Source organism: Nocardia sp. NPDC046763, assembly GCF_040645495.1.
In the GTDB taxonomy this organism is placed as follows: Bacteria; Actinomycetota; Actinomycetes; order Mycobacteriales; family Mycobacteriaceae; genus Nocardia.
Genome location: NZ_JBEYYI010000019.1, coordinates 112151 through 136837, shown reverse-complemented (window position 1 = coordinate 136837; position 24687 = coordinate 112151). Strand labels below are relative to the sequence as shown.

The 24687-nt window shown below is 68.1% G+C and carries 24 protein-coding genes; 12 read left to right on the top strand and 12 right to left on the bottom strand.

What is annotated here, in order from left to right; genetic code table 11:
• Nucleotides 1-65: 65 nt before the first annotated feature.
• From ABZ909_RS28050 to ABZ909_RS28040, 3 genes are all read right to left on the bottom strand, one after another.
• Entirely contained in the window at nucleotides 66-851 is a 786-nt protein-coding gene (locus tag ABZ909_RS28050; protein ID WP_357005065.1) for an FAD-binding oxidoreductase, read from the bottom strand.
• 30 nt (nucleotides 852-881) lie between these two features.
• The gene (locus ABZ909_RS28045; protein ID WP_357005063.1) at nucleotides 882-2042 is read right to left on the bottom strand and encodes an FAD-binding oxidoreductase; all 1161 of its coding nucleotides are present in this window, start codon (nucleotides 2040-2042) and stop codon (nucleotides 882-884) included.
• A gap of 134 nt (nucleotides 2043-2176) precedes the next feature.
• On the bottom strand, nucleotides 2177-3154 hold the full coding sequence (locus ABZ909_RS28040; RefSeq protein ID WP_357005060.1) for an NADP-dependent oxidoreductase: 978 nt from the start codon (nucleotides 3152-3154) through the stop codon (nucleotides 2177-2179).
• A gap of 190 nt (nucleotides 3155-3344) precedes the next feature.
• Between ABZ909_RS28040 and clpB the strand changes: the two genes are divergently transcribed.
• The 7 genes from clpB (at nucleotide 3345) to ABZ909_RS28005 (ending at nucleotide 11751) form a co-directional block, all read left to right on the top strand.
• Nucleotides 3345-5900 carry an ATP-dependent chaperone ClpB gene (gene clpB, locus ABZ909_RS28035; RefSeq protein ID WP_357005057.1) on the top strand — a complete coding sequence of 852 codons (2556 nt, stop codon included), beginning with the start codon at nucleotides 3345-3347 and terminating at the stop codon, nucleotides 5898-5900.
• A 248-nt stretch (nucleotides 5901-6148) separates the two neighbouring features.
• A complete protein-coding gene (locus ABZ909_RS28030) occupies nucleotides 6149-7021 on the top strand; it encodes a DUF5666 domain-containing protein (protein WP_357005054.1) in 873 nt (290 codons plus the stop codon).
• Nucleotides 7022-7247: 226 nt separating this feature from the next.
• The gene (locus ABZ909_RS28025; protein WP_357005052.1) at nucleotides 7248-8354 is read left to right on the top strand and encodes a hypothetical protein; all 1107 of its coding nucleotides are present in this window, start codon (nucleotides 7248-7250) and stop codon (nucleotides 8352-8354) included.
• A 148-nt stretch (nucleotides 8355-8502) separates the two neighbouring features.
• Nucleotides 8503-9330, top strand: coding sequence for an SDR family oxidoreductase (locus ABZ909_RS28020; protein WP_357005049.1), 828 nt, complete (start codon nucleotides 8503-8505; stop codon nucleotides 9328-9330).
• A gap of 8 nt (nucleotides 9331-9338) precedes the next feature.
• Nucleotides 9339-9884, top strand: coding sequence for an orotate phosphoribosyltransferase (gene pyrE / locus ABZ909_RS28015; protein WP_354843337.1), 546 nt, complete (start codon nucleotides 9339-9341; stop codon nucleotides 9882-9884).
• A 122-nt stretch (nucleotides 9885-10006) separates the two neighbouring features.
• Nucleotides 10007-11065, top strand: a complete 1059-nt coding sequence (locus tag ABZ909_RS28010; RefSeq protein WP_357005046.1) for a beta-ketoacyl-ACP synthase 3 — start codon at nucleotides 10007-10009, stop codon at nucleotides 11063-11065.
• Nucleotides 11065-11751, top strand: a complete 687-nt coding sequence (locus tag ABZ909_RS28005; RefSeq protein WP_357005043.1) for a lysoplasmalogenase — start codon at nucleotides 11065-11067, stop codon at nucleotides 11749-11751. The genes ABZ909_RS28010 and ABZ909_RS28005 overlap by 1 nt, the downstream gene beginning before the upstream one ends.
• A gap of 127 nt (nucleotides 11752-11878) precedes the next feature.
• Here ABZ909_RS28005 and ABZ909_RS28000 read toward each other — a convergent pair whose 3' ends face one another.
• The 7 genes from ABZ909_RS28000 to ABZ909_RS27970 all read right to left on the bottom strand — a co-directional run bounded on the left by ABZ909_RS28000 (nucleotide 11879) and on the right by ABZ909_RS27970 (nucleotide 18267).
• A complete protein-coding gene (locus tag ABZ909_RS28000) occupies nucleotides 11879-12379 on the bottom strand; it encodes a hypothetical protein (protein WP_357005041.1) in 501 nt (166 codons plus the stop codon).
• Between the two features lie 181 nt (nucleotides 12380-12560).
• Nucleotides 12561-13673 (bottom strand): phosphotransferase, encoded by a 1113-nt coding sequence (locus tag ABZ909_RS27995; RefSeq protein ID WP_357005037.1) that lies wholly within the window; start codon nucleotides 13671-13673, stop codon nucleotides 12561-12563.
• On the bottom strand, nucleotides 13670-14995 hold the full coding sequence (locus tag ABZ909_RS27990) for a cytosine permease (RefSeq protein WP_357005034.1): 1326 nt from the start codon (nucleotides 14993-14995) through the stop codon (nucleotides 13670-13672). Before ABZ909_RS27990 ends, ABZ909_RS27995 begins: the two co-directional genes overlap by 4 nt.
• A 54-nt stretch (nucleotides 14996-15049) precedes the next feature.
• Nucleotides 15050-15496, bottom strand: a complete 447-nt coding sequence (locus tag ABZ909_RS27985; RefSeq protein WP_357005031.1) for a hypothetical protein — start codon at nucleotides 15494-15496, stop codon at nucleotides 15050-15052.
• 92 nt (nucleotides 15497-15588) lie between these two features.
• A complete protein-coding gene (locus tag ABZ909_RS27980) occupies nucleotides 15589-16200 on the bottom strand; it encodes a Uma2 family endonuclease (protein ID WP_357005028.1) in 612 nt (203 codons plus the stop codon).
• A 40-nt stretch (nucleotides 16201-16240) separates the two neighbouring features.
• Nucleotides 16241-16882, bottom strand: a complete 642-nt coding sequence (locus tag ABZ909_RS27975; protein ID WP_357005158.1) for a response regulator transcription factor — start codon at nucleotides 16880-16882, stop codon at nucleotides 16241-16243.
• Between the two features lie 47 nt (nucleotides 16883-16929).
• Nucleotides 16930-18267, bottom strand: coding sequence for a sensor domain-containing protein (locus ABZ909_RS27970; RefSeq protein WP_357005025.1), 1338 nt, complete (start codon nucleotides 18265-18267; stop codon nucleotides 16930-16932).
• A gap of 92 nt (nucleotides 18268-18359) precedes the next feature.
• Here ABZ909_RS27970 and ABZ909_RS27965 point away from each other — a divergent pair, with 92 nt between their 5' ends.
• The 3 genes from ABZ909_RS27965 (at nucleotide 18360) to ABZ909_RS27955 (ending at nucleotide 20678) form a co-directional block, all read left to right on the top strand.
• Entirely contained in the window at nucleotides 18360-18770 is a 411-nt protein-coding gene (locus tag ABZ909_RS27965; protein WP_357005022.1) for a DUF4190 domain-containing protein, read from the top strand.
• 18 nt (nucleotides 18771-18788) lie between these two features.
• Complete coding sequence (locus ABZ909_RS27960; RefSeq protein ID WP_357005019.1) at nucleotides 18789-19472, top strand: TrmH family RNA methyltransferase; 684 nt, start codon at nucleotides 18789-18791, stop codon at nucleotides 19470-19472.
• Between the two features lie 63 nt (nucleotides 19473-19535).
• The gene (locus tag ABZ909_RS27955) at nucleotides 19536-20678 is read left to right on the top strand and encodes a glycoside hydrolase family 76 protein (RefSeq protein ID WP_357005016.1); all 1143 of its coding nucleotides are present in this window, start codon (nucleotides 19536-19538) and stop codon (nucleotides 20676-20678) included.
• A gap of 4 nt (nucleotides 20679-20682) precedes the next feature.
• Here the strand turns inward: ABZ909_RS27955 and ABZ909_RS27950 are convergent, their stop codons facing one another.
• Together ABZ909_RS27950 and ABZ909_RS27945 are read right to left on the bottom strand one after the other, a co-directional pair.
• Complete coding sequence (locus ABZ909_RS27950; protein WP_357005157.1) at nucleotides 20683-21402, bottom strand: DedA family protein; 720 nt, start codon at nucleotides 21400-21402, stop codon at nucleotides 20683-20685.
• A complete protein-coding gene (locus tag ABZ909_RS27945; RefSeq protein ID WP_357005154.1) occupies nucleotides 21399-22052 on the bottom strand; it encodes a VTT domain-containing protein in 654 nt (217 codons plus the stop codon). Before ABZ909_RS27945 ends, ABZ909_RS27950 begins: the two co-directional genes overlap by 4 nt.
• Before the next feature lie 227 nt (nucleotides 22053-22279).
• Between ABZ909_RS27945 and fbaA the strand changes: the two genes are divergently transcribed.
• Entirely contained in the window at nucleotides 22280-23317 is a 1038-nt protein-coding gene (fbaA, locus tag ABZ909_RS27940; RefSeq protein WP_354843373.1) for a class II fructose-bisphosphate aldolase, read from the top strand.
• 90 nt (nucleotides 23318-23407) lie between these two features.
• Nucleotides 23408-24526, top strand: coding sequence for a BTAD domain-containing putative transcriptional regulator (locus ABZ909_RS27935; protein WP_357005013.1), 1119 nt, complete (start codon nucleotides 23408-23410; stop codon nucleotides 24524-24526).
• The last annotated feature ends 161 nt before the right edge of the window (nucleotides 24527-24687 follow it).

Here is a 24687-nt window from a genome sequence, read left to right as displayed (position 1 = left end):
CCATCTCGGGCGTATCCGGAGAGATACCCGGATCCTTGCGAAATCAGTGGTCGCGTTGGCGATTATCAAAAACCCTCGTAGCGAATGGCTTCCGCGGGGGCGCCGATGGCGACCAGTTGGTCGATGGTGTTGCGCACCATGGCCGCGCCGCCGCAGACCAGGATCTGGTGATGGTCCAGGGGGCCGAAGCGTTCCGGGATGTCGGCGATGGTGCCCGGCATCATCTCCTCCGGGCGGAAGCCGATGTCGACCCGGCACTGCTCGTACCAGGTGTCGACGAGATCCGGGTCGTACTCGTCCTGCACCACGGGAACGACCGTGAGCCACGGCAATTCACCGGTCAGCAGGTAAAGCATGTCGGAGGCGTAGAGGTCGCGCGGGTAGCGCCCGCCCACGAACAGATGGGTGCGCGGCGGCTGCTCCCGGCGCGACAGATCCAGCAGCAGCGCGCGCATCGGCGCGAGCCCGACCCCGTCGGCGATCATGACCAGCTCGGTGGCCTCCGGCGTCACTGCCAGCCAGCCCGCGGGCGCGCTGATCCGCCATTCGTCGCCCGGATGCGAGTCGGCGACGATGGATCCACTGCACCAGCCGCCCGGCACCGTGCGCACATGGAATTCCAGCTTGCCGTCCAGCGAGGGCGGCAGCGCCGGATACAGGCGGCGCACCATGTTCGGATGCTGCGGCGTGCGCACCTCCACCGACTGGCCCGCCGCGAACGGCACGAACTCGCCGATCAGCCGCACCACCGTGGTGTCCTCGCGCAGTCGGTGCGCACCCACCACCGTGGCGTTCCACTCCGTCTGCGCGCCGAGCGCGAGTTCTCCGGTCTCGTCAGGGCCGAGCGTCACCGATAACTCCTGATTGTCGAAAGCCGTGCACTACACCGGATCCGAGCTTATCGCCGACATCGGCGTGCCCACCGCGAGCAGAGCGCGCCGGGTGTCGGCGATCATGCGGGCCGAGCCGGCGATCTGGATCTGGCGATCGGCCCAGGCGCCGAAGCTGGCCACTACCGCGCCCAGATTGCCGATCAGCCGCCGGTGCATGCCGAACGGCGTCTCGGCCGGCGGATAGGGGTGCCACCACGGGTTGGTCTCGTTCTCACACACCGGGACCACCGTGAGCCACGGATTGGATTGCGAGAGCTGCCACATGTTCTCCACGTCGTAGAGATCACACGGGTATCGCCCGCCCATGAACAGGTGCACGCGCGGATTGATGCCGCGCCGGCCCATCTCGATGAGCTGTGCCCGCAGCGGGGCGATGCCGGTGCCGGACCCGATCATGAGCACGTCCTTGCGGCGGCTCAGATCCACGTGCAGACCGCCCAGCGGAGCGGCGATCATCCACCGGTCGCCGACCTGGGTCTCGTTCACGATGCCCGGGCTCACCCAGCCGGTGCGCACCTTCCGCACGTGGAACTCGATCTCGCCGTACGGATTGGTGGGGATGGCCGGCGACAGGTAGCGCCACATCTTGGGCCGCTGCGGAATGGCCACCGGCACGTACTGCCCGGCCTGATAGGGGATAGGGGTGTCGGTCTGCAGCCGGACGATGGCCAGATCGTCCACCACCCGCCGGTGCCCGACCACCGTCGCCTCCCAATACGGTTGCGACTTATCAGAATTGGCGCCGATGGCCATGGACGCCGAGATCAGGATGGTGATGTCGCGCCAGCCCGCCTCCAGCTGCCGGCTCCAGTTCGCGGTGCCGTTGTAGCTGCGGAAGGCGTGGAGCAGGGCGCGCCCGGCGATGTCGTAGTGCGCCGCCTCCACCCCGTACTTGCGATGGTCGCGCGCGAGTTGCTCCAGGAAGCGTTGCGCGCGATCCCAGTCTTCCAGATTGTCGAGCACGAACGAGATGGCCGTGACCAACCGTTTCGGCTGCATGTCCATGGCGGGGGGGAACAGTTCCCGCAGGGCGGGAATTTCTGCGAAAAGATGACCGTAGAACGCGCTGATCAGCCGTTCCGGCCCGCTGGGGGCCTCGACGACTGTCCGAAAGTTTGCGCGGACCAGCGCTGCCGAACGCGCATCCACGACGTCGAGCTTTCCTTCCTGTGCTGCTGCCCCGGAACGCCTGCTGCCAGGCGGCCCTCCGCGTCAAGTATCCCTTAAAACCCGGTGGTCGCACGGGTATAGCCGGAGCCCGATCGATTTCCGTAACCCGGAGTTCAGATCACCAGGACGATCTTGCCGCGTGCGCCGGGTGCGCCGATCACCTCGGGGGCCTCGGCCAGGGGCGGCATGGCGCTGATCGGGACCATCAGGTCGCCGTCGCCGACCAGTCGCAGCAGCTCGCGCAATTCGGCTGCGCCGCCGTGGGATTGGAAGTTGCCGCCGTGCACGCCACGGGCCTGCAGCTCCGCCTCGTCGGCGGACCAGATGGTCGAATAGGCGGAACCGCCGGGCTTGACCAGGCTCGCGTTGTCGGCGAAAACCGGCGGTGGGCTGACCAGATCGAACAGCACGTCGATACCGCCGGGATCGGTGATCCGCACCGAATCCGCGACCGACAGCTCCGAGCCCGCGGCGCGGGTGGGGGAGTCGGTGACGGTGATCCGGCCGTAGTTCACCACCTCGGTCGCGCCCAGCCGGATCATGCGATCGGTGTCGTCGGGGCGGGCGGTGGCGATGACATGCGCGCCCACGAGCGCCGCGAGCTGTACCAGGTAGGACCCGACACCACCCGAGGCGCCCACGACCAGCACCTTCTGGTCGCGGGTGACCCCGGCGGCGCGCATGAGGTCCAGGGCCGTGATGCCCGCGGTCGGCAGGGCGGCGGCGCGAATGGCGGTGACCTCGTCCGGCAGCTTGGCGAGGGCGCCGTCGTGCGGCACCACGATGTACTCGGCGAAGGTGCCGTGCCCGATCGGCGGGGTCAAGAACTTCCCGACCACCCGCTCCCCGATCTCGAAGTCGTTCACCCCCGCGCCCACCGCGGTGATCGTGCCCGCGCCGTCGGTGCCCGGGATCAGCGGAAAGTCGTGTGGCAGTTGGCCGTCCAGGAAGCCGTCGATGATCCGCTGGTCGAGCGGGTTGACCCCGGCGGCCTCGAGCTGGATCAGGACCTGGCCTGGTCCGGCCTCGGGGGTGGGCACGTCGGCGGGCTCGGGGCGGCCACCGAATTCACGGACGACGATCGCGCGCATTGCTGCTCCATTCATTCGGAAACCGGGATGGATGAGCTGGTGTGATGCGTCAACGAACGGAGTCATCGTACGCGTAGCGTAGGAACCGGTCTCGGACGCTGGACCTGGCGTCGAAAACTGGTCAGACTTGAGCGGAACAGACTCAACTTCTACCGCGTTGTAGAGAGCAACGACAAGTAGGAAGGTGACAGTGGACTCGTTCAATCCCACCACCAAGACCCAGGCGGCCCTGACCGCCGCCCAACAGGCGGCCGCCGTCGCCGGAAACCCGGAAATCCGTCCGGCGCACTTGCTGGTGGCGTTGCTGGATCAGACCGACGGCATCGCCGCACCGCTGCTCAAGGCCGTCGCGGTCGACTCGGCGACGGTGCGACGTGAGGCCCAGGAGATCGTGGACCGGCTGCCCCGGGCCACCGGCGCCACCACCACCCCCAACCTCGGACGGGAAGCCATCGCGGCGCTCAGCTCCGCGCAGCGGCTGGCCACCGAGCTGGGCGACGAATACGTCTCCACCGAGCACCTGGTCTACGGCCTGGCCGTCGGCGACTCCGATGTTCAGCAATTGCTGCTGAAGTACGGCGCGACCGCCGACGCCCTGCGCGAGGCCTTCACCGCCGTGCGCGGCAACGCCCGTGTCACCTCGCCGGATCCGGAGGGCTCGTACCAGGCGCTGGAGAAGTACTCCACCGACCTGACCGCCGCCGCCCGCGAGGGCAAGCTGGACCCGGTCATCGGCCGCGATACCGAAATCCGCCGTGTCGTACAGGTTTTGAGCCGTCGCACCAAGAACAACCCGGTGCTGATCGGTGAGCCCGGCGTCGGCAAGACCGCCATCGTGGAGGGTCTGGCCCAGCGCATCATCGCCGGCGACGTCCCGGAATCGCTGCGCGGCAAGAAGCTCATCTCGCTCGATCTGGGCGCGATGGTGGCGGGCGCCAAGTACCGCGGTGAGTTCGAGGAGCGGTTGAAGGCTGTGCTGGAGGAGATCAAATCCTCTGCCGGACAGATCATCACGTTCATAGACGAGCTGCACACCATCGTGGGCGCGGGCGCGACCGGCGAATCCGCCATGGACGCGGGCAATATGATCAAGCCCATGCTGGCCCGCGGTGAGCTGCGGCTGGTCGGCGCGACCACCCTCGACGAGTACCGCCAGCACATCGAGAAGGACGCGGCCCTGGAACGCCGCTTCCAGCAGGTGCTGGTCGGCGAGCCATCGGTGGAGGACACCGTCGGCATCCTGCGCGGGCTCAAGGAGCGCTACGAGAACCACCACCACGTGCGGATCACCGACTCCGCGCTGGTGGCCGCGGCGACCCTGTCCGACCGCTACATCACCTCCCGGTTCTTGCCGGACAAGGCCATCGACCTGGTCGACGAGTCGGCCTCGCGGCTGCGCATGGAAATCGATTCGCGCCCGGTGGAAATCGACGAGATCGAGCGCGTCGTGCGGCGCCTCGAGATCGAAGAGGTGGCGCTGGCCAAGGAGACCGACGAGGCGTCCAAGCAGCGGCTGGAGAAGCTGCGCCAGGAGCTCGCCGACGACCGCGAGAAGCTCAACCAGCTGATGACCCGCTGGCAGAACGAGAAGCAGGCCATCGACGCGGTGAGCGTGCTCAAGGAGGAGCTGGAGTCGCTCAAGGGCGAATCCGAGCGGGCCGAGCGCGACGGCGACTACAACAAGGCCGCCGAACTCAGGTACGGGCGAATCCCCAAGCTGGAGAAGGAACTCGCCGAGGCCGAGTCCAAGGCGAAGACCGCCGCCGATGGTGACGTCATGCTCAAGGAGGAGGTCGGGCCGGACGATATCGCCGAGGTGGTGTCGTCGTGGACCGGTGTCCCCGTGGGCAAGATGATGGAGGGCGAGACCCAGAAGCTGCTGCGCATGGAGGACGAACTGGGCAACCGGGTGGTCGGGCAACCGGAAGCCGTGCAAGCGGTTTCGGATGCCGTGCGCCGCGCCCGGGCCGGGGTCGCCGACCCCAACCGGCCCACCGGTTCGTTCATGTTCGTGGGCCCGACCGGTGTCGGTAAGACCGAACTCGCGAAGGCGTTGGCGGACTTCCTGTTCGACGACGAGCGCGCCATGGTCCGCATCGACATGAGCGAGTACAGCGAGAAGCACTCGGTGGCCCGCCTGGTCGGTGCGCCCCCGGGATACGTCGGCTACGACCAGGGCGGCCAGCTCACCGAGGCCGTGCGGCGACGCCCGTACACGGTGGTGCTGTTCGACGAGATCGAGAAGGCCCACCCGGACGTCTTCGACATCCTGCTGCAGGTGCTCGACGAGGGCCGGCTGACCGACAGTCAGGGCCGCACGGTCGACTTCCGCAACACCATCCTCATCCTGACCTCCAATCTGGGTGCGGGCGGTGACAAGGATTCGGTCATGAACGCGGTGCGCCGCGCCTTCAAGCCGGAGTTCCTGAACCGGCTCGACGACGTGGTCATGTTCCACGCGCTCGACGAGGAACAGCTGGAGCGGATCGTCGACATCCAGCTGAACCAGCTGCAGAAGCGCCTGTCCCAGCGCCGCCTGAAGCTGGACGTGTCCGACTCGGCCCGCTTCTGGCTGGCCGTGCGCGGCTACGACCCGGCCTACGGCGCGCGCCCGCTGCGCCGCCTCATCCAGCAGGCCATCGGCGACTCGCTCGCCAAGGAGCTGCTGGCCGGCGAGGTGCAGGACGGCGACACGGTGAAGGTCAACGTCACCCCCGATGGCGACACCCTCATTGTCGGCCGTTGACCCAGCGGATTGCGCAGCCCCGAGACAGAAGTCTCGGGGCGGCGTCTCATCTGTCCACGGCGAGGGCAATCGCTGGTGAGTCGAATCGGACAAAGTTCGCGGCCCGCCCCGGCCTGGACTGCGGCTTGATAGACCTCCGCCTTGGAGCGAAGGAGCGAAGCGGAGGAGGGAAGGCCGGGGTCACGAGGGCCGCGAACCGCCGAAGCGAAGCGGAGGCAAATTAAACACAGCCGCCTACCCTGGAGGCCATGACTAATCCGAGCGATCCGTGGTCGCGGCCGCCGGAACCGGGCCCGGGGGAGGGGCCCGCCGAGCAGGCCGCGCCGGGCGGCTACCCCTCGGATAGCGCCGTCGGCTACGGACCCACCGAGGCCATACCCGCCGGTCCGGTCGATTATTTCGGGCAGCCGCCCGGGCCCGAGGCCACCCGCGTGCTGCCGCCGGCGGAAGCGCAGTGGGGTGGATACGAGAACGGCGGCGGCTACGAGCCGACCGCCGTCTACCCGGGTCAGCCGGGGTACACCCCGACGAGCAGCTACGGCGCGCCCGGGTATCCGCCCGCCGTGGGCGGGCCCGGTTACCCGGGTGGTCCGGGGATGCCGACCGGTGGATATCAGCCCGCGGGCTTCCCGCGGAATCCGGTCCCGCCCCTGCCGCCCCGCCGGACCACCCTGTGGATCGCGCTGGCCATCGCCGCAGTCATCGTGGTCGCCATCGTCGGCGTCGCGGGAACCCTGCTGTCGAACAACGATTCGTCGAACAGCGCGGCCGCGCCCAGCGGCGTCAGGACCTCCGGGTACCCGGCGCCGAGCAACTCCTCGGCCCTACCCCTGCCCAGCGGCATTCCCACCATCCCGGGCCTGGGTGATCTGGACCAGCTGGGTGCGAACATGGGGACCATCTCGAACAACGACGGTTCCACCCTCACCATCACCACCCTGTCCGGTGGCACGGCGACCGTGAAGACCGACGGCAAGACGCAGGTGATTTCCCTGGGCAGCACCAAGGTTTCGGACTTGCCGGTCGGCGAGGTGATCATGGTCGAGGGCGACAAGAATGCCGACGGATCCATCCAGGCGAAGCTGATCATCAGCACCTCGATGCCGAGCGGAACCCGATGAACTCTCGACCTGTTGGCGAGTGCCAAGCCCCAAAGGTTCGCGGCGCGTCTCGTTCTGGACTGACGAAGCGGGGGAGCGAAGCGGAGGAGCGTAGGAGGGAAGAACGAGACCTCCAGCGCCGCGAACCCGCCCGGAGCGAAGCGGAGGGCAAATTGAACACGGCCGCGAACCCGCCCGGAGCGAAGCGGAGGGCAAATTGGACACAGTGTGGATAGGGTAGGCGGCGATGACGGCAATATGGTTCGGGCTGGCGGCGATCGCGCTCGTGGGTGCGATCGTGCTGCTCTATTTCGATCGGCTGCAGCGGCAGCGCACCGGGCACGTGCGACAGGTCTGGGCGAAATCCCAGGGCTACACCTATGTTTCGGTGGAGCCCACGCTCGCCTCCACCTGGCGGCGCGGCGCCCTGGCCAAGCTCGGCTATCTGTCCGCGGTGGACGTGGTGTCGGGCAATCGCAAGGGTGAGAAGTTCGTGCTCTTCGACCTGGAGGACGCCGCCACCCTGGTCGCGGTGCGCCGGCAGATCGGCTCGGACATCGATATCGACCTGCGGCTGAAAACCGCGGCGCCGCCGAAGGATCACGATCTGGAGCTGCTCGGCGCCATCGGCGACCGGGTGGTCTTCGCCACCAACCCGGACATCGCCCGGCACGCGGTGGATCAGCGCATGGTGGCGTTCATCGAGTCGCTGCCCGACATCGTGCAGCAGCTGTGGTCCGAGGGCAACTGGACCCTGGGCATGGTGCCGGTCGGGGCCGTGGCCAAGGACTGGGAGATGGCCATCGACGCGGTGCTGCGGCTGTCGGGCCTGCTGCACGTGCTGCCGCCGGTCATCAATACCGAGCGCGGCCGCGACGAACTCCCCGAACCCGGTCGCTCGCACCCGGTTCCCGAGGACGACGACTACGACGGTCACGACGAATTCGGTGACTTCGGCGACGACGACCGCGATCGCCCCCGCGGCCAGGACCGTCCGGCCCGCCCGCGTGCCGAGGAGGCCGACGACTACGAGTCCCCACTGGTGAGCGATATCGCCGGCGCGAGCGAACCGGACGACGAGCCCGAAAACTGGCGTCCCGCACTGAAAGTCGTGCCGGACCCGCGCAACCGCCCGCGCCGCAACTGGCCGCCCGCCCCCGAGGGGGAGGAGTCGGACCGGTACGACGGGGACGAAGACCGTTGGGCGGAACCGGAATCCGAGGATTGGCGCGACGAACCCGAGTCCGACCGCGAGCCCGAGGAGGGCTGGCGCAAGGACCAGGGCCGCAGTGCCCCGCCCGGCGGCCCGTTCCATCCGGGGTTCCGCCCCTACCAGGGACCCGCACCGAGGTGACCCACCCCGGCCGTGTCCCCGCGCGGCACGCCGCAGCCACGTGGTGTCTGCGCGAATTCGCCGCGTGTGGGTCGGCCAGGGATCAGAATGGGGGCGCAGTTCCGGTCATTGCCGACCGCTCCCAAGTCGTGCGAGTGATGGGCCGCCGATGACCGAGAGTTCCCCTGATCGTCCGGCGGGCGCCCCGCGCCTGCCGGGTGCGCACCGCCCGGTGGCGTTGATCACGGGGCCGACCTCCGGCATCGGCAAGGCGTACGCCACCCGGCTCGCCGCGCTCGGCTACGACCTGGTGCTGGTGGCGCGGGATGAGGATCGGCTGGCCGCGCTGGCACACGATGTGCGGGTGCGTTTCGGCGCGCGAGCCGAGACACTGCCCGCGGACCTGGGCCGCTCCGCCGACCTCGACCGGGTGGCCGAACGCCTGGCGCAGGGCGTCGAATTCCTGGTCAACAACGCGGGATTCGGCATGTCGGGCGAGTTCTGGACGCTGGAACCGGACGCCCTGCAGCAGCAACTGGATGTGAACGTCACCGCTGTCGTACAGCTGACTCGGGCGGCCCTGCCGCCCATGCTGCACGCGGCGAAGGGCACGGTGGTCAATGTGGCCAGTACCGCGGGCCTGATACCCGGACGGGGTTCGACCTATTCGGCCTCCAAGGCGTACGTCGTATCCTTTTCGCAGGGGCTGGCCGGCGGGCTGGCCGGAACCGGAGTCCGGGTGCAGGCCTTGTGCCCGGGATTCGTCCGCACCGAATTCCATGAGCGGGCCGGAATCGACATGGCCTCGCTACCGCGACCGTTGTGGTTGAGCGTGGACGAGGTGGTGGCGGGTTCGCTGCATGATCTGGAGAGAGACCGGGTGATCAGCGTGCCCGGAATGCAGTACAAAGCGATCGTCGCGATCGCCGGGTTCATCCCACGATCCCTGGTGACCCGCCTTAACCGGGGCCTGTTCAACGCACGCGGAAGGACATAGAGAAAGCAATGCAGGTAACGACCACCGACCGGGACAGACTCGCGGCTCTGGTGCGCGACCTCGCCGTGGTGCACGGCCGGGTGACCCTGTCCTCGGGTAAGGAAGCCGACTACTACGTGGACCTGCGCCGCGCCACCCTGCACCACGAGGCGGCCCCGCTCATCGGCAAGCTACTGCGCGAACTCGTGGCGGACTGGGACTTCGACGCGGTGGGCGGGCTCACCATGGGCGCGGACCCGGTGGCGGCCGCGGTCATGCATGCGCCCGGCCGGGCCATCGACGCCTTCGTGGTCCGCAAGGCCGCCAAGACGCACGGCATGCAGCGTCAGATCGAGGGCCCGGACATCGTGGGCAAGCGGGTGCTGGTGGTCGAGGACACCACCACGACCGGAAACTCCCCGCTCACCGCGGTGCGCGCGCTGCGTGAGGCGGGCGCCATCGTGGTCGGTGTGGCCACCGTGGTGGACCGCGAGACCGGCGCCGACGACATCATCGCGGCCGAGGGTCTGGAGTATCGATCGATCCTGGGTCTGAAGGACCTCGCCCTGGGGTGAGGACTTAGGTCCTTACTGAAGGGTTAACAAGGCTTTGCTCTGGGCTGAACCCTTGCCCTGGGTTAGCCTGTTGCTGGTCTTACGTCCGACAAAGGTGTTGCGAAGGGTCGTGTGAGTCACCAGTGGTGAGCATTGCAATCAACAAGGGTCATCAAAATGTTGCGATGCTCGGCATCGGCGCCTACCGGCCCCAGCGCTTGGTCAGCAACGCCGAAGTGTGCGAGATCCTGGACTCCACCCCCGAGTGGATCTTCGAGCGCACCGGCATCCGCAACCGGCGCTGGATCTCCGGTGACGAGACGCTGCGCACCATGGCGGTGGCCGCGGGCAACCGGGCGCTGAACAACACCGACATCGACCGATCCAAGATCGGCGCGCTCCTCCTCTGCACCTCCAGCTGGCTCAAGCTGACCCCGCACGGTGCGCCGAGCGTCGCCGCCGACCTCGGCATGAACGGCATCCCGGCCTTCGACCTGACCTCCGGCTGCGGCGGGTTCGGTTACGGCCTGGGTGTCGCCACCGACATGATCCGCTCCGGCTCGGCCGAATACATCCTGGTGATCGGCGCGGAGACGATGACCGTTGGCCTGGACCCGAAGGATCGCGGCACCGCCATGATCTTCGGCGACGGCGCGGGCGCGGTCGTAGTCGGGCCCAGCGAGGAGAACGGCATCTCGCCGACCGTGTGGGGCTCCGACGGCGAGAACGCCGAGGCCATCTCGCAGGACGTCGATTTCCTGGAGTTCATGAACAAGGCGCAGCGGCTGCAGGGCACCGACCCGGCCGTCGAGCCGGTGGGCCGCATGTCGCTGCACATGGAGGGCCCCAAGGTCTTCCGCTGGGCCGCGGTCACCCTGCCGCGCGCGCTGTCGAGTGCAATCGAGCAGTCCGGCGTGCACAAGGAGGACATCGAGGTGTTCATCCCGCACCAGGCCAATGCCCGCATCAACGAGCTCATGAAGAAGAACCTCGGGCTCGCCGACGACATCCCGATGGCCAATGACATCGAGAACACCGGCAACACCTCCGCGGCCTCGATTCCGCTGGCCATGGAGGAGATGCTGGTGACCGGCAAGGCCAAGGGCGGTCAGCTGGCGCTGCTGCTCGGCTTCGGTGCGGGTCTGTCCTACGCCGGTCAGGTCGCGGTGCTGCCGCCCGCGCCGGCGGAACCCAGCTTCTGATGGCCCGCCCGTTCCGCGCGGCGTTCGTCGGCGCGGCGGCCGTGACGGTGTTCGGCGCCGTCACCGGCCGCGAGAAATTGCAGTGGGCCGCAAAGCCTTTGCTGATGCCGCTGCTGGCGGCCGATGTGGCGGTGAACGGCGCATCCCTGCATCGCACCGATCGCACGGTGCTGCTCGGGTCACTGGCCGCGGCCACGATCGGCGACGTGCTGCTCATCGACCCCGATGACGATCGCCGATTGATAGCCGGCGCTTCGTCTTTCGCGGTCATGCAGACCGGGTACTCGTGGTTGTGGTTCCGGCGCGGCGGCCGGCCGCGCGCGCAGATCGTGGCTCCGCGCCTGGCGGCGTGGCTGGGCGCGGCGACGCTGATGCGGTTCAAGGCCCCGGCGATCGCGGTGCCGCTCACCGCCTATGGCGCGACCCTCGGCACGGCGGCCACGCTGGCGTCCGATCCGGAACTGGCCCCGGACGCGAAGAATTTTGCGGGCGTCAACATTCCGAATGCGGACCCACGCAGCCGATTGGGTGTGGGTGCGTTGTTGTTCACGCTGTCCGACGGATTGATCGTGCTCCGGCGTATTTTCGCGCGCGGTGAGAAGTCGCGCCGGATCAGTGAGGGCGTCATTCTCGGCACATACGCCGCCGCGCAATACCTGCTCGCGGATCCCCGCGCGCATCGGTAGCCATGTCGGTAACCGAATAGGTCACCGTATCTGTCATCGATAACCGCTGCCGATCATCGAATTCGATGCGACAAGAACCCCATCCCGAGTTTCGGGATGGGGTTCCGGTGTATTTATCCCCGAAGGATCAGGGCAGGACCTGCGGAATGGCATCCGGGTCGACCGCGCCCACGAGCAGCCCGATCAGGGCGCCCTGAAGGGCCGGGCCGAGCGCGCACAGCGGGATGAGCGGAATGCCGATCACGGTGACGGCGCAGATGGCGGCGCCGATCACGGCCCCGACACCCGCGCCCACCACCGCGGCATTGGCCATCGGATCGTGGTTCTTGGCGTTCGGATCGGTGGCGATGTCCTGTGGCTGCGAGATCTCGGCCGCCGGCTGCGCGACCTCGGGCGCAGCGGGCTGCTCGACATCCGGGGTGACCGGCTGCGCGGCCTCCGGAGCGACGGAGACCGCCTCCGGCGCGATGGTCTGGGCAATGGCGGCCGCGACCGGAGCCGGGACCATCTGCCCGACCGGGGCCGACTGTACGGCGTCGGCCGGAGCGGTGGCGGAAGCCGTTCCCGCGCTTGCGAAAGTAGCGGCGACGGCCAGCGGCAGTGCCGCGACGATTGCCTTACAACCCAAATTACGAATGGTGCGACGCATGATTTTTCCTGTCCTCCCGACCCCCGGGGCACGCTGAACTCAGATGGCGTGCAGAACGATTCGCGTTGCCGATGGCAACGGAACAAGTTCTATCCGATCGCGGTCGCGGAATCAAGTCCCGCTGCCCCATTCGAGATCCGTGGAATTGTGTTCGCCGCCACTATTCGGTGACGCGTGTCATTCCGCGGATTGCGGACAGCAGTTCGCGGCCCGCGCCGGATTCCGTCCACCATGCGGTATGGCCGAGAAAATACTCGTCGTAGGCGATTTCGGCGTTCTTCGCATTGCCGCCGGGGACGACGCCGAGGAAGTAGTCGATCTCGGACAGTTCGTACTCGCAATGTACGAGGGGGAGCAACGCCGGGAGGGCGAGCCGTTCGGCGGCGGTCAGCGGCCGCACCGATTCGTAGCCCTGGAGCAGGACGCGCACCTGGTCGAATCGCACCTTCGCCGGTCCGCCGTCGCGGATCGAAATCCAGTCCACGGCACTGCGTTCGATGGCGGTGGCGAGATCGTGGACGGCGGTGGTGCGGTCGCACAGGCCGAAGTCGATGACGGAGGTGATGTCGCGGTCGCGCCAGAGCAGGTTCGTGCCGTGCCAATCATTGTGTGTCCACAGCGGTTCCAGGTCCGCGAGCAGGGGCCCGAGACGTTCGTGGGCCGGGAGGTGGACGCGTTCAAGGTCGGCCCGCCAGTCGCGTTCGACGAGGAATTTGCCGATGGCCGGGCGTTCCGCGGCCCGATGCGCCACGGCCGCAAGGGGATCGGCGGAGGCGAAGATGGTGAAGCTTGCCAGTAGCGGCCTCGGCGGGCGGCGTGGCGCCTCGTATCCCGCGGCGGCCACGTGCAGGCGGGCCAGCAGGCGCCCGGCCGCGGCCGCCCCGTCGAGGGAGCGGTACGGCGTCCAGGAGAAGACGCCCTCGTACTCGTCTCGCCCGTCACCCGATTCCTGGACCTCGTAGGCGAAATCGCCCAGGTCGACCGTGTGCAGTACGCGGGGCACCGGAATGCCTTGCGAGCGAAGGTGATCCATGAAGCGGTACTCCTCGCCGAGCGCGGCGGCGTCGCGCAGCGCCCGGGGGAGGCGTTTGACGATGAGGTCGCGCCCGTCCGACGGGCGTACCCGGGCGGTCGCCGACAGTGGTCTCGGGCTGCGCCACACGATTGCCGCGTCCGTGCCCAGCACCGCGTCCACCTCGGCGGAAGTCAGTGCGGGCCAATCGGGTTCGACCAGCGGGTCGAAACCCATGCCGTAGACGCGGCCGTCGGTCATCCCCGCCGGACCCGCACCAGGAGCGCGGTCACCGCCGCGGCCGCCAGAAACGAGTAGAGCGAGGCCGAGGACCACCAACCCGGATGGACGCCGAGCGCGTCCTGCGCCCGGGCCCAGAATGTCGCCCACCAGCTGATGGAGCCGGGATTGAACAGCTGGTACACCACGAAGCCGAAGGCCCACGGCAGCAGCATGAGCGGCCGGGCGGGTGCGTTCTGCGCCAGATTCCAGTCGCGGCGGCCCTGGCCGAGGAAGTAGTCGACGATGAGCACCGCGCACAGCGGCACGAAGACCGAGCCGATCAGGTAGAGGAAATTCGCGTAGCTGCTGAAGTCGCGCACCGGCAGCGCCAGCAGGGTCACCGCCATACCGACGAGTCCGGCCAACAGTCGCCGATCCACCCGTGGCAGCAGGTTCTGGATGGACATGGCCGTCGAATACACATTGGCGAAGGACTGGTCCGATTCGCGCAGCACCAGTACCGCGAAGAAGACCCAGCCCGCGGTCACACCCAGGAAGGAGTCGAAAACGTGGTCGGCATTGCCGCCCGCCTGCAGGATGGCGATGATGCCCAGCAGGTAGCACCACACCTGGGCGATCGAGTAGCCGGCCACGGTGGCCCCGGCGGCGGTCTTCGCCGAGCGGGAGTGCCGGGTGTAGTCGGCGGCCAGCGGCACGAACGAGATGGATACGGCCAGGGTGGTGTCGACGGCGGGCCAGAACCCGCTCCAGCTGGTGTCGTGCTGCGCCGGAACAGGTTGCCGCAGCAGCTGAATCGTGAAGTAGAGCATGGCGATGGCCACCGCCACCGAGACGTACTTGCGGAGCGCCCGCACCGCGGCCAGCGGCCAGATCGCCATGGTGGTGGACAGCGTACCCGCCGCGATGATGACCACCCAGTGCGGCACCCGGTCGTGGGTGAGCGCCGAGACGCCGAGCGCGATGACGGTCAGCTCGTACACACCCCAGCCGATGCACTGCACGATATTGGCGACCGTCGGCAGATACGACAGCCGCGTCCCGAACAGGCCGCGCAGCACCGCCATGGCCGGCGCGCCGGTGCGGGCCCCGACCGCGCCCGGTCCGGCCACCATGGCCGCGCCGACCACGGTGCCCACGACGGTCGCCAGCAGCGCCCCGGCCAGCGGGAGCGGGGGGTTCCCGGTAGGGAAGAGCACGTACGCGGCGCCGCTGAAGCCGATGAGACTGACGCCGAGATTGAGCCAGAACGCCGCCTGATCCGTGAAACCCAGTGTGCGCGGCGGCTCGGTGTCGAGCACCAGCGGCGCTTCCCTGCGGTCGGGTTTTTCGGCGATCGTCATGGACAGGAGCCTACGGCCCGAATCGTGCGAATCCGGCACTGAGCTGGATATATATCAGAGGCAGAGGATGATCCGGTCCCGGTTGTGCGGGTCGACGCGGATCGAAATCGTGCCGCCCACAGCGATTCTCGGCTTCACCACCGGCTCGACGTCGAAGACGATGCTGCCGTAGTAGGTCTCCGAGCCCGGCACCACGAGTTCGAGATCGAGTTCGGTGATCTCGGTGCAGTGGTCGGTGCGCTGCAGGGGGTGTACCGCTTCGATGTTCGCCCAGCCCTCGAGCCCGTGCCGGCGTAGTCTGCGGTCGGAGCGGGTGGGGCGCTGGGCGAACAGCATGCCGAGGCCCAGGAACGTTCCGAAGAGACCGACCAGTGTGACGATCTGGACCGGCACGGTTCCCGGCGGGGTGAGTGGGACCAGCCACCCCAGCCACAACCCGAGTGCGACGAGATATGCCGCCGTCACTCCGAGCACCGTACGGGCTATGCGCGCGTGGTCCATGACACCCTCCAACCACGGCCTCTCAGAATTCCAGGATAGTCCCGAAATTTGTTCCCCGTGGGCCGATCAGGCGAGGTCAGAGGGCTGGCGCGTCAAACGGGCACACCGGCTGCGCGGAGCGCGGTGAGAGCATCCAGATCGAGCGGCAGGCTGACGCCGTCGAGTTCCAGGGTCACCTGTCCTGAGTACTCACCGGTCGGTAGGTATTGGCCGTCCTGCAGCCGATGGGTCAGCAGCCGCAGCGACTCCTCGGTCTCCAGCAGCCAGTAGTGCCCGATCCCCGCCGCCGCGTACTCCGCGAACTTCATGACCCGATCCACCCGGCGCGAACCCGGCGACACGATCTCGATGGCCGCCAGCACATCCCCCGGCCGCACCCGGGTGGCGTGCTCGGCCCCGGCCGCACCGCACACGATCAGCACATCTGGCACCCGCACGGTCGGCGGCGTGCCGTCGTCGATGATCAATTCGATGCACGCCATGGCGGCCACCCGCCGGGGCAGCGCCCGCTCCAGCTGAGCGGCCAAGCGCCATACCGCGAGCTGATGCCGCGGCGGTTGCGGCGCCACCACCAGCACGCCGTCGACCAGTTCGCGGCAGTACCGGTTGTTCTCGGGCAGCAGCGACCACTCCGCGATGGTCAGGAGATGATTCGGCCAGTATTCAACCGATTTCAGCAATTCCGCGGAACTCGACCGAGTCATGGGCCCAGTCTTCCATGCACGGCAACCGTGCAGCGATGTTTCAACCCTTCAACCGCAGAACGGCGAGTACCCGTCGATGATGCAGATCCGAGGGCGGCAATTCCAGCTTGGTGAAGATGTTGCCGATGTGTTTCTCCACCCCCCGTTCGGTCACCGACAGCGCCCGGGCGATGGCCGCGTTCGACAGTCCCTGGGCCATGGATTCCAGCACTTCACGCTCCCGCGGGGTGAGCCGGGCCAGCGAATCCTGTTGCCGGGCGGCGCCCATGAGCTGGCCGACCACCTCCGGATCCAGCGCGGTGCCGCCGGTGGCGACGCGGCGCAGGGCCTCGGTGAAATCGCCGACGTCGGCCACCCGATCCTTGAGCAGGTAGCCGACGCCGCCCGCACCGGCGGCCAGTAACTCGGTGGCATAACGGGTTTCGATCCACTGCGAGAACACCAGCACCCCGGTGCCGGGATGACTGCGGCGCAGCGCGAGCGCGGCCAGCAGGCCCTCGTCGGTGAAGCTGGGGGGCATGCGGACGTCCACCACTGCGACATCCGGCAGCTGGTCGGCGACCGCAGCATGCAGACCGGTCGCGTCGCTCACGGCGGCCACCACCTCGAACCCGCGTTCCGTCAGCAGCGCGGTGAGGCCGTCGCGCAGGATCGCATTGTCCTCGGCGATGACCACCCGCAGCGGCCGGTTCGCAGTGTCCTCGCTGTTCGGATTTTTCACAGCCTCGATCATTGCGGCCCCGCCAGCGGCAGCACCAGCGTGACCACGGTCGGGCCGCCGATGGGGCTGTCCACCGTGAGCGTGCCATCCACCGCGCGCGCCCGCTGCGCCAGCCCCGAAAGCCCGCCCACCACAACACCTTCGCCGGGCCCGCCCACCGGTTGCAGCGCGCCGCCCTGACCGTTGTCGCGCACGCTCACCGCCAGCGCGCCCGTACCCGCCGGCAGCACCGCCACCCAGATCCGGTTCGCGGCAGCGTGTTTCACCACATTGGTGAGCAGTTCCGCGACCGAGAAATAGGCGATGGCCTCGATGGCCGGGCTGGGCCGCAGCGGCAGCAGCACCCGCAGCTCCACCGGCAGCGCGCAGCGGGCGGCCAGGGTCTCCAGCGCCGGTTCCAGCCCGAGTTCGAGGGCGGGCGGATGGATGCCGCGCACCAGTTCCCGCAGTTCGGTCAGCGCCTCCTTGGATCCGGTGCGAGCCTGGGCGATCAGCTCGGCCGCGTCGCCGCCCGCCGCGATCCGCTCCTCGGCGCGGCCCAGCATCATGGCGATGCTGACCAGCCGCGCCTGGGTGCCGTCGTGCAGGTCGCGTTCCAGCCGGCGCAGGGTGGCGGCGGAGTCGTCGACCGCGGCGCGGCGGCTCTCGCGCAGGCCGGCCAGCTCGAGATCGCGGGCAGTCGGGGTCAGCAGCCATAGCGCGAGCGCGCGGTGCAGGAAGCAGACACCGCGGATCAGCCACGGCAGCAGGAAGCAGCCGAGCACCCCGAGCGCCGCGAAACCCAGTACGCGCGGCCAGGTGTCGACGGAGAAGGCGTCGCCGAACTGGATCATCGAATGGTGCTCCACGCCGTTTTCGTCCACATTTGTGGGATTCAGCAGCGCCCACGGGATGGGTGACAGCGCAACGAAACCGATCACGGCCACGGTCATCAGCACGCCGTAGCCGATCACCACACCCAGCAGGCCCTCGACGATCAGGAACAGCAGGGCCCGATACGAGGTCCGGTCGGTGAAGGCGCTGCGCAGCCAGCCGATCGGCCCGGGTGTGAACGTGAACGCCGGCGGCTCGGGCAGAGCCGCGTCCAGCAGCACCGCGACCAGCACCCGATGGATGCGGCCCCACACCCGGCCGCCCAGAATCATGGCCGCCAGCACCGGAATACCCACCACGAACAGCGAAAGGTACAGGCCGCCACCGATTCCCGCGAACAGATAGACCGCCGCGACGCAGCCCAGTCCGAAAACGATGATCAGATACGCGAATTCCTTCCAGGTGCGCGCCCGGAACGGCGTCGTCAGGAAGGTCCGCAGCACAGTGCTGGGCAGGGCGGCCGTATCGCTCATGGCTTCATCGTCGCGGGCGGCCGGGTGCGGTGGCGAGGGAGCAGCCCAGAAAATATTCGGTGTAGCCAGCACGACCACCTAGCATTCAGCCCATGACCTACGACGCGCCCCCGCCGGGCTGGGATCCGCAGTCCCAGGGCTATCAACAGCAGCAGCCGGGTTACAACCAGCAGCCCGGCTATCCCCCGGGCTACCCGCCGCAGACGCCCGGCTACTACCCGCCCGGCTACTACGGCGCGCCCGCCCCGGATCATCCGCAGGCCGTGGTCGTCTTGGTCCTCGGAATCATGAGCCTGGTGTTCTGCCAGCTGCTCGGGCCGGTGGCCTGGATCATGGGCGGCAAGGCCCGCCGCGAGATCAATCAGTCGAACGGCATGATCGGCGGCAGCGGCATGGTGACGGCCGGCTGGATCTGCGGCATCGTCTCCACAGCGCTGATGATCCTGGTCATCCTGTTCATCGTGGTCGCCATCATCGTGGGCGCGGTCGGCTCCTCGCAATAGGCAACTACCATCGCCGGGGTGAGTTCCGCCCCGACCGCCCACGAACCGCCGACCCCCGGACCGACCGAATGGGGTGAGCATCCGCACGGCGTCGGACCGTGGCGCGAGGAGTTCGGCACCGAGCCGCCGGACGATCCGCGCCTGGACCCGGACCTGCTCGAACACGGCGACCGGCGCAATGTGGTGGATGCCTACCGGTATTGGCGGCGCGAGGCCATCGTCGCCGACATCGACAGCCGCCGGCACCCGTTCCATGTGGCCATCGAGAACTTTGGGCACGACGCCAATATCGGCACGGTGGTGCGCACGGCCAATGCCTTCGCGGCGGCGGCCGTGCACATTGTCGGGCGCCGGCGGTGGAATCGCCGTGGCGCCATGGTCACGGACCGCTACCAGCACATTCACCATCACGCCGACACCGATGAGCTGCTGCGTTTCGCGGCCGACGCGGGACTGACGGTGGTGGCGGTGGACAATGTCCCCGGCGCGGTGCCGTTGGAAACCGCGGCGCTGCCGCGTGAATGCCTGCTGCTCTTCGGCCAGGAGGGCCCGGGCGTGACCGAGGCCGCGAAAGCGGGCGCGTTGCTGACCGTTTCGATCGCACAGTTCGGCTCGACCCGCAGCATCAATGCCGGTGTCGCCGCGGGTATCGCCATGCACGCCTGGATCCGCCAGCACGCCGACCTCACCACCGCCTGGTGAGCTGGACGACTCTCGGTAACAAATCAGCCACGAGTGCAGTGCCCGACTGGCACGATAAGTCCTATGACTTCGCGGACCGGACGCAATATCGAGCCGACCGCTGCCCTCTGGTCGGAGCGAGCCGACCTGGCGGAGTCCGCGATCCTCTCGCGTCACCTACGCAAGTTGTGGGGCTGTCCCGGTACCCAGCTCGGCGTGGTGGGCTGGCCCGCCACCAAAGGCGAACGGGTTTTCGCCTTCTGGCACTACTGGTGGCAGGCCCACCTGATCGACTGCGCGGTCGACGCCGCCAATCGCGCGCCGACCCCCGCTCGGCAACGCCGCCTCTGGTCCATCGCCCACGCCACGCGCCTGCGCAATATCACCGGCTGGACCAACAACTACTACGACGACATGGCCTGGCTGACAATCGCTTTGGAGCGGGCCGAACGCACCCAGGGCGTCGCCGAGGTGCGGGGCGCGCTGATTGCTCTGGAGAAGGCGCTGGTCAACGGGTTCGATCCGGAGTTCGGAGCGGTCCCCTGGCGCAAGGGCTCCGACTTCTACAACGCCCCGGCCAATGGTCCGGCCGGCATCGCCATGGCGCGGCTGGGCCGCTACCACCTGGCGCAGGAACTGGCCGACTTCCTCGACGCCAACCTGCGTGACAAGGAGACCGGCCTGATCTTCGACGGCATCCACCTACCCTCCGGCGAGGTCGAGAAGCCGGTCTACAGCTACTGCCAGGGCGTGACGCTCGGCCTGGAAACCGAACTCGCGGTGCACACCGGCGAACCCCGGCACGCCGAGCGCGCGGCCCGGCTGGTGGACGCGGTCGAGGAACATCTGACCGTGGACGGCGTGGTGGTCGGTGACGGCGGCGGGGATGGCGGCCTGTTCAACGGCATTCTCATCCGCTACCTGGCGCTGACCGCCCTCATGCTGCCCGGAGACGAACCAGCCCGGGTCACCGCGCGCCGCAAGGCCGCCGCGATCGTGTGCGCGTCCGCGAACGCGGCCTGGGAGCACCGCCTGGATGTGGAGGGTGAGCCACTGTTCGGCGCGGATTGGCGGCAGCCCGCGCGACTTCCGGGCATCGCGGGCGCGGGCGGCTTCGAGGGCGGTTCGGTGACGGCCTCGCGCAGCCCGGAACGCGATCTGTCGGTGCAGCTTTCGGGCTGGAAGCTGATGGAGGCCGCGCACACGGTGACGGCCGCCGGGCTGTAGTCGCTCAGGCGCGCGGCAGCCGCGGCAGCGGCACCGTCGCGGCCTCTGCCACGTCGAGGTCGAAATCCTCGGCGGGACGTGCCATTTCGACGCGGTACTGCCGCACGCCCAGGACCGTGCCGAGCACCAATCCGACCACCAGGGTTCCGATGACCGCGGGCATGAGCCAGGACATGTTCTCCAGGAAGCTGCCCGCGTAGTAGCTGGCCAGCAGGATCACCGGTGCCCAGATGACTGCGCCGACGGACGAGGCGATGGTGTATTTGCGGTGGTCCATCCCGGCCGCGCCCGCGACCAGCGGGCACAGCGTGCGCACCCAGGGAATCCAGCGGGCCACCAGCACCGCCAGGAACCCGTGCTTGTGCAGCATGTCCGAAACCCGCTCGAGATTGCGGGTATTGATGTACTTCCCGTTCTTGCGCGCCACCAGATGGTGTCCGGCGCGCTGGCCGAAGACGTACCCCACCTGGTTGCCGGCGATGGCCGCGATCATGGTGCCGATCGACAGCGCCCAGACCTGCCCCTCGCCGACCTGCGAGGCCAGCACGACACCGGCGGTGATGAGCATGGAGTCACCCGGCAGGAACAGCCCGATGATGAGCGCGCACTCCAGGAAGACGAAGGTGAGAACAACGGTCCAGACGAGCACTGGTCCGGCTGTCTCGAGCGGGCCGAATCCGCCTGATGCGAGGGTTAGCGGGGTGGTCGACACCGAAGGGCTCAGTGGGTCGGCTCGTTCGTCGAGGTGGCGTACTCGGCCTGTTCCGGGGCCTGGCCGCGGTGTAGCAGGTTCTTCGCGACCGTGACGATGCCCGGCAGGATGGACACGAACACGATCAGCAGGAAGATCGCCTCGACGTTCTTACGGATGAATTCGACATTGCCCAGGAAGTAGCCGAGCACGGTCACGCCGCCGCCCCACGCCACCGCGCCGATGATGTCGACGGTGGCGAACTTGCGGTAGTCCATCTTCGAGACACCGGCCAGCACCGGCATGAAGGTGCGCACGATGGGTACGAAGCGGGCCAGCACGATGGTCTTGGGGCCGTGCTTCTCGAAGAAGGCGTGGGTCTCGGTGATGTAGTGCTGTTTGAAGAAGCGCGTGTCTTCCTTCTTGAACAGCGCCGGGCCGATGCTTCGGCCGATCCAGTAGCCGCTCTGGTCGCCGAGCCAGGCCACGAACGCGGTGGCCGGGATCAGCCACCAGATGTTCATACCGGCCGGCGGGTGCGCCGAGGCCGCCAGCAGACCGCCGGTGAACAGCAGCGAGTCGCCGGGCAGGATCGGGAACAGCAGACCGGTCTCGATGAAGACGATGGCCAAGATCGCCGGGAGCACCGCGTGCTGCAGCCAAGTCTCCGTCAGGAGGTGCATTGGATCCAAGATCGCGGGCAGCGCGGCATTGGTCGTCACGGCATCGGATACGGCCAGCAAGGTCACGGCCACCACAGTACCGGTAGCCCGGACATCACACCGAACGTCGAAGCAACCTCACAAACTTGTGGGGTAAGTGAGGCCATTGCCCCGGAGAAAAGGGGCTGTCCTATCGTGTCAGCTGACAGAATTTTGTAGTACGCACCACACACAACACGGAGGTCACTGTGCCCATCGCGACTCCGGAGATCTACGCCGAGATGATTGCTCGGGCCAAGCAGAACTCCTTCGCGTTTCCCGCCATCAACTGCACCTCGTCGGAGACCATCAACGCGGCCATCAAGGGCTTCGCGGACGCCGGCAGTGACGGCATCATCCAGTTCTCCACCGGTGGTGCGGAATTCGGCTCCGGCCTGGGCGTGAAGGACATGGTGACCGGTGCGGTCGCGCTGGCCGAGTTCGCGAACGTGGTCGCCGCGAAGTACGACGTGACCATCGCGCTGCACACCGACCACTGCCCGAAGGACAAGCTCGACACCTTCGTGCGCCCGCTGCTGGCCATCTCGGCCGAGCGCGTGAAGAACGGCCTGAACCCGCTGTTCCAGTCGCACATGTGGGACGGTTCCGCGATCCCGATCGACGAGAACCTGGAGATCGCCAAGGAACTGCTGAAGCAGGCGCACGCGGCGAACATCATCCTCGAGGTCGAGATCGGCGTCGTCGGCGGTGAAGAGGACGGCGTCGAGGCCGAGATCAACGAGAAGCTCTACACCTCGCCCGAGGACTTCGAGAAGACCATCGACGCGCTCGGCTCCGGGGAGAACGGCCAGTACCTGCTCGCCGCCACCTTCGGCAATGTGCACGGCGTGTACAAGCCGGGCAACGTGGTGCTCAAGCCCGAGGTGCTGGCCGAGGGCCAGCGGGTGGCCGCCGCCAAGCTGGGCCTGGGCGCGGACGCGCAGCCGTTCGACTTCGTCTTCCACGGCGGTTCGGGCTCGCTGAAGTCGGAGATCGAGGACTCGCTGCGCTTCGGCGTGGTGAAGATGAACGTCGACACCGACACCCAGTACGCCTTCACCCGCCCGGTCGCCGGCCACATGTTCGGCAACTACGACGGCGTCCTGAAGATCGACGGCGAGGTTGGCAACAAGAAGGTCTACGACCCGCGCAGCTACCTCAAGAAGGCCGAGACCTCGATGGCGGCGCGCGTCGTCGAGGCCTGCAACGACCTGAACTCGGCGGGACGCTCGATCAGCGCCAAGTAAGCTCAATGGTCGGGATTCCGCTGAGGCGAGCGGAATCCCTGGCAATTTTCGAGCGGCGGGCGCGCCGCAGTCTCTATCGAGGCAGGTGGCATGACTGTCGATGTGCGGGTCCTGGGCCCCGTGCAGCTGTTGGTCGCCGGTCGGTCCGTGCCGGTCGGCGGCCCCAAGCCGCGTGCGCTGCTGGCGGCTCTGACCGTCAACCGGCGGCGCGCGGTGTCCTCGCAGGCGCTGGCCGACATTGTCTGGAACGACGCTCCACCGGACTCGTATCAGGCGAGTCTGCAGGTGTTCGTCTCGAACATTCGCAAGACCCTGCGCACCGCCGGGGTCGACCCGGTGGCGCTGCTGCGCACCGAATCCTCCGGCTACCGGCTGGAGATCGAGGACGACGAATGCGATCTCGGGCGCTTCGAGACGCTGCGCCGCGAGGGTTCGGAGGCCGCCTCGATCGGCGATCCCACCGCCGCGTCCCGGCTCTTCGGTGAGGCGCTGGCGGAATGGAGCGGCCGCGCCCTGGACGATCTGTCCGGCCTCGGCTTCGCGGAGAGCTTCGCCACCGCCATGGACGAGGAGCGGCTGCTGGTCGCCTCCGCCCGCATCGATTCCGAAATCACTTTGGGCCGAGCCTCTTCCGTGGTCGGCGAGCTGGTGTCGATGACCAGCGCGCATCCGCTCCGGGAGCCGCTGTGGGCGCAGCTCATCACCGCCCTCTACCTGTCGGGCCGACAGGCCGACGCGCTCGACGCCTGCCGTCGGGTGCGCACCGTGCTGGCCGATGAGCTCGGCATCGATCCCGGTCCCGCGCTCATCGCGCTGGAGCAGAAGGTGCTCCGTCAGGAACCGTTGAGCACCGGGCAGATTCACGAGGTCGAGCGCATGGCCAAGGCCATGACCGAGACCGTCACCGAGATGCCGCGCGCGGTGCGCGCCGGGCAGTTGCGGCTGTCCGACGGCCGGGTGGTGCCGATCGGTCCGAACGGCATGAAGATCGGTCGCATGACGGACAACGATCTGGTGCTCGACGATCCCAAGGCCAGTCGGTACCACGCGCAGATCACCCCGAGCCGGGCCGGGCTGCTCATCAAGGACCTGCACTCCGCCAACGGCATCTACATCAACGAGGAGTCCATCGAATCGGCCGCAGTGCTGGCCGACGGGGACGCCATCCGGATCGGCACCACCGTGCTCACCTTCCAGGCCGTGCGCTGAGCCGTCGTTGTATTACGTTGCTGCACTGTCAGTTTCGGTTCGCAGTGCGGCGCCGGTAGGCCCCGCGGGTCTCGATTAGGTCGAGATCGGTCGAGTACCGGCGGTTCGCAGGGTTCCGGGGGTAGGGTCTCTGCCCGGATATGTCCGGAGGGCTCGTTCGT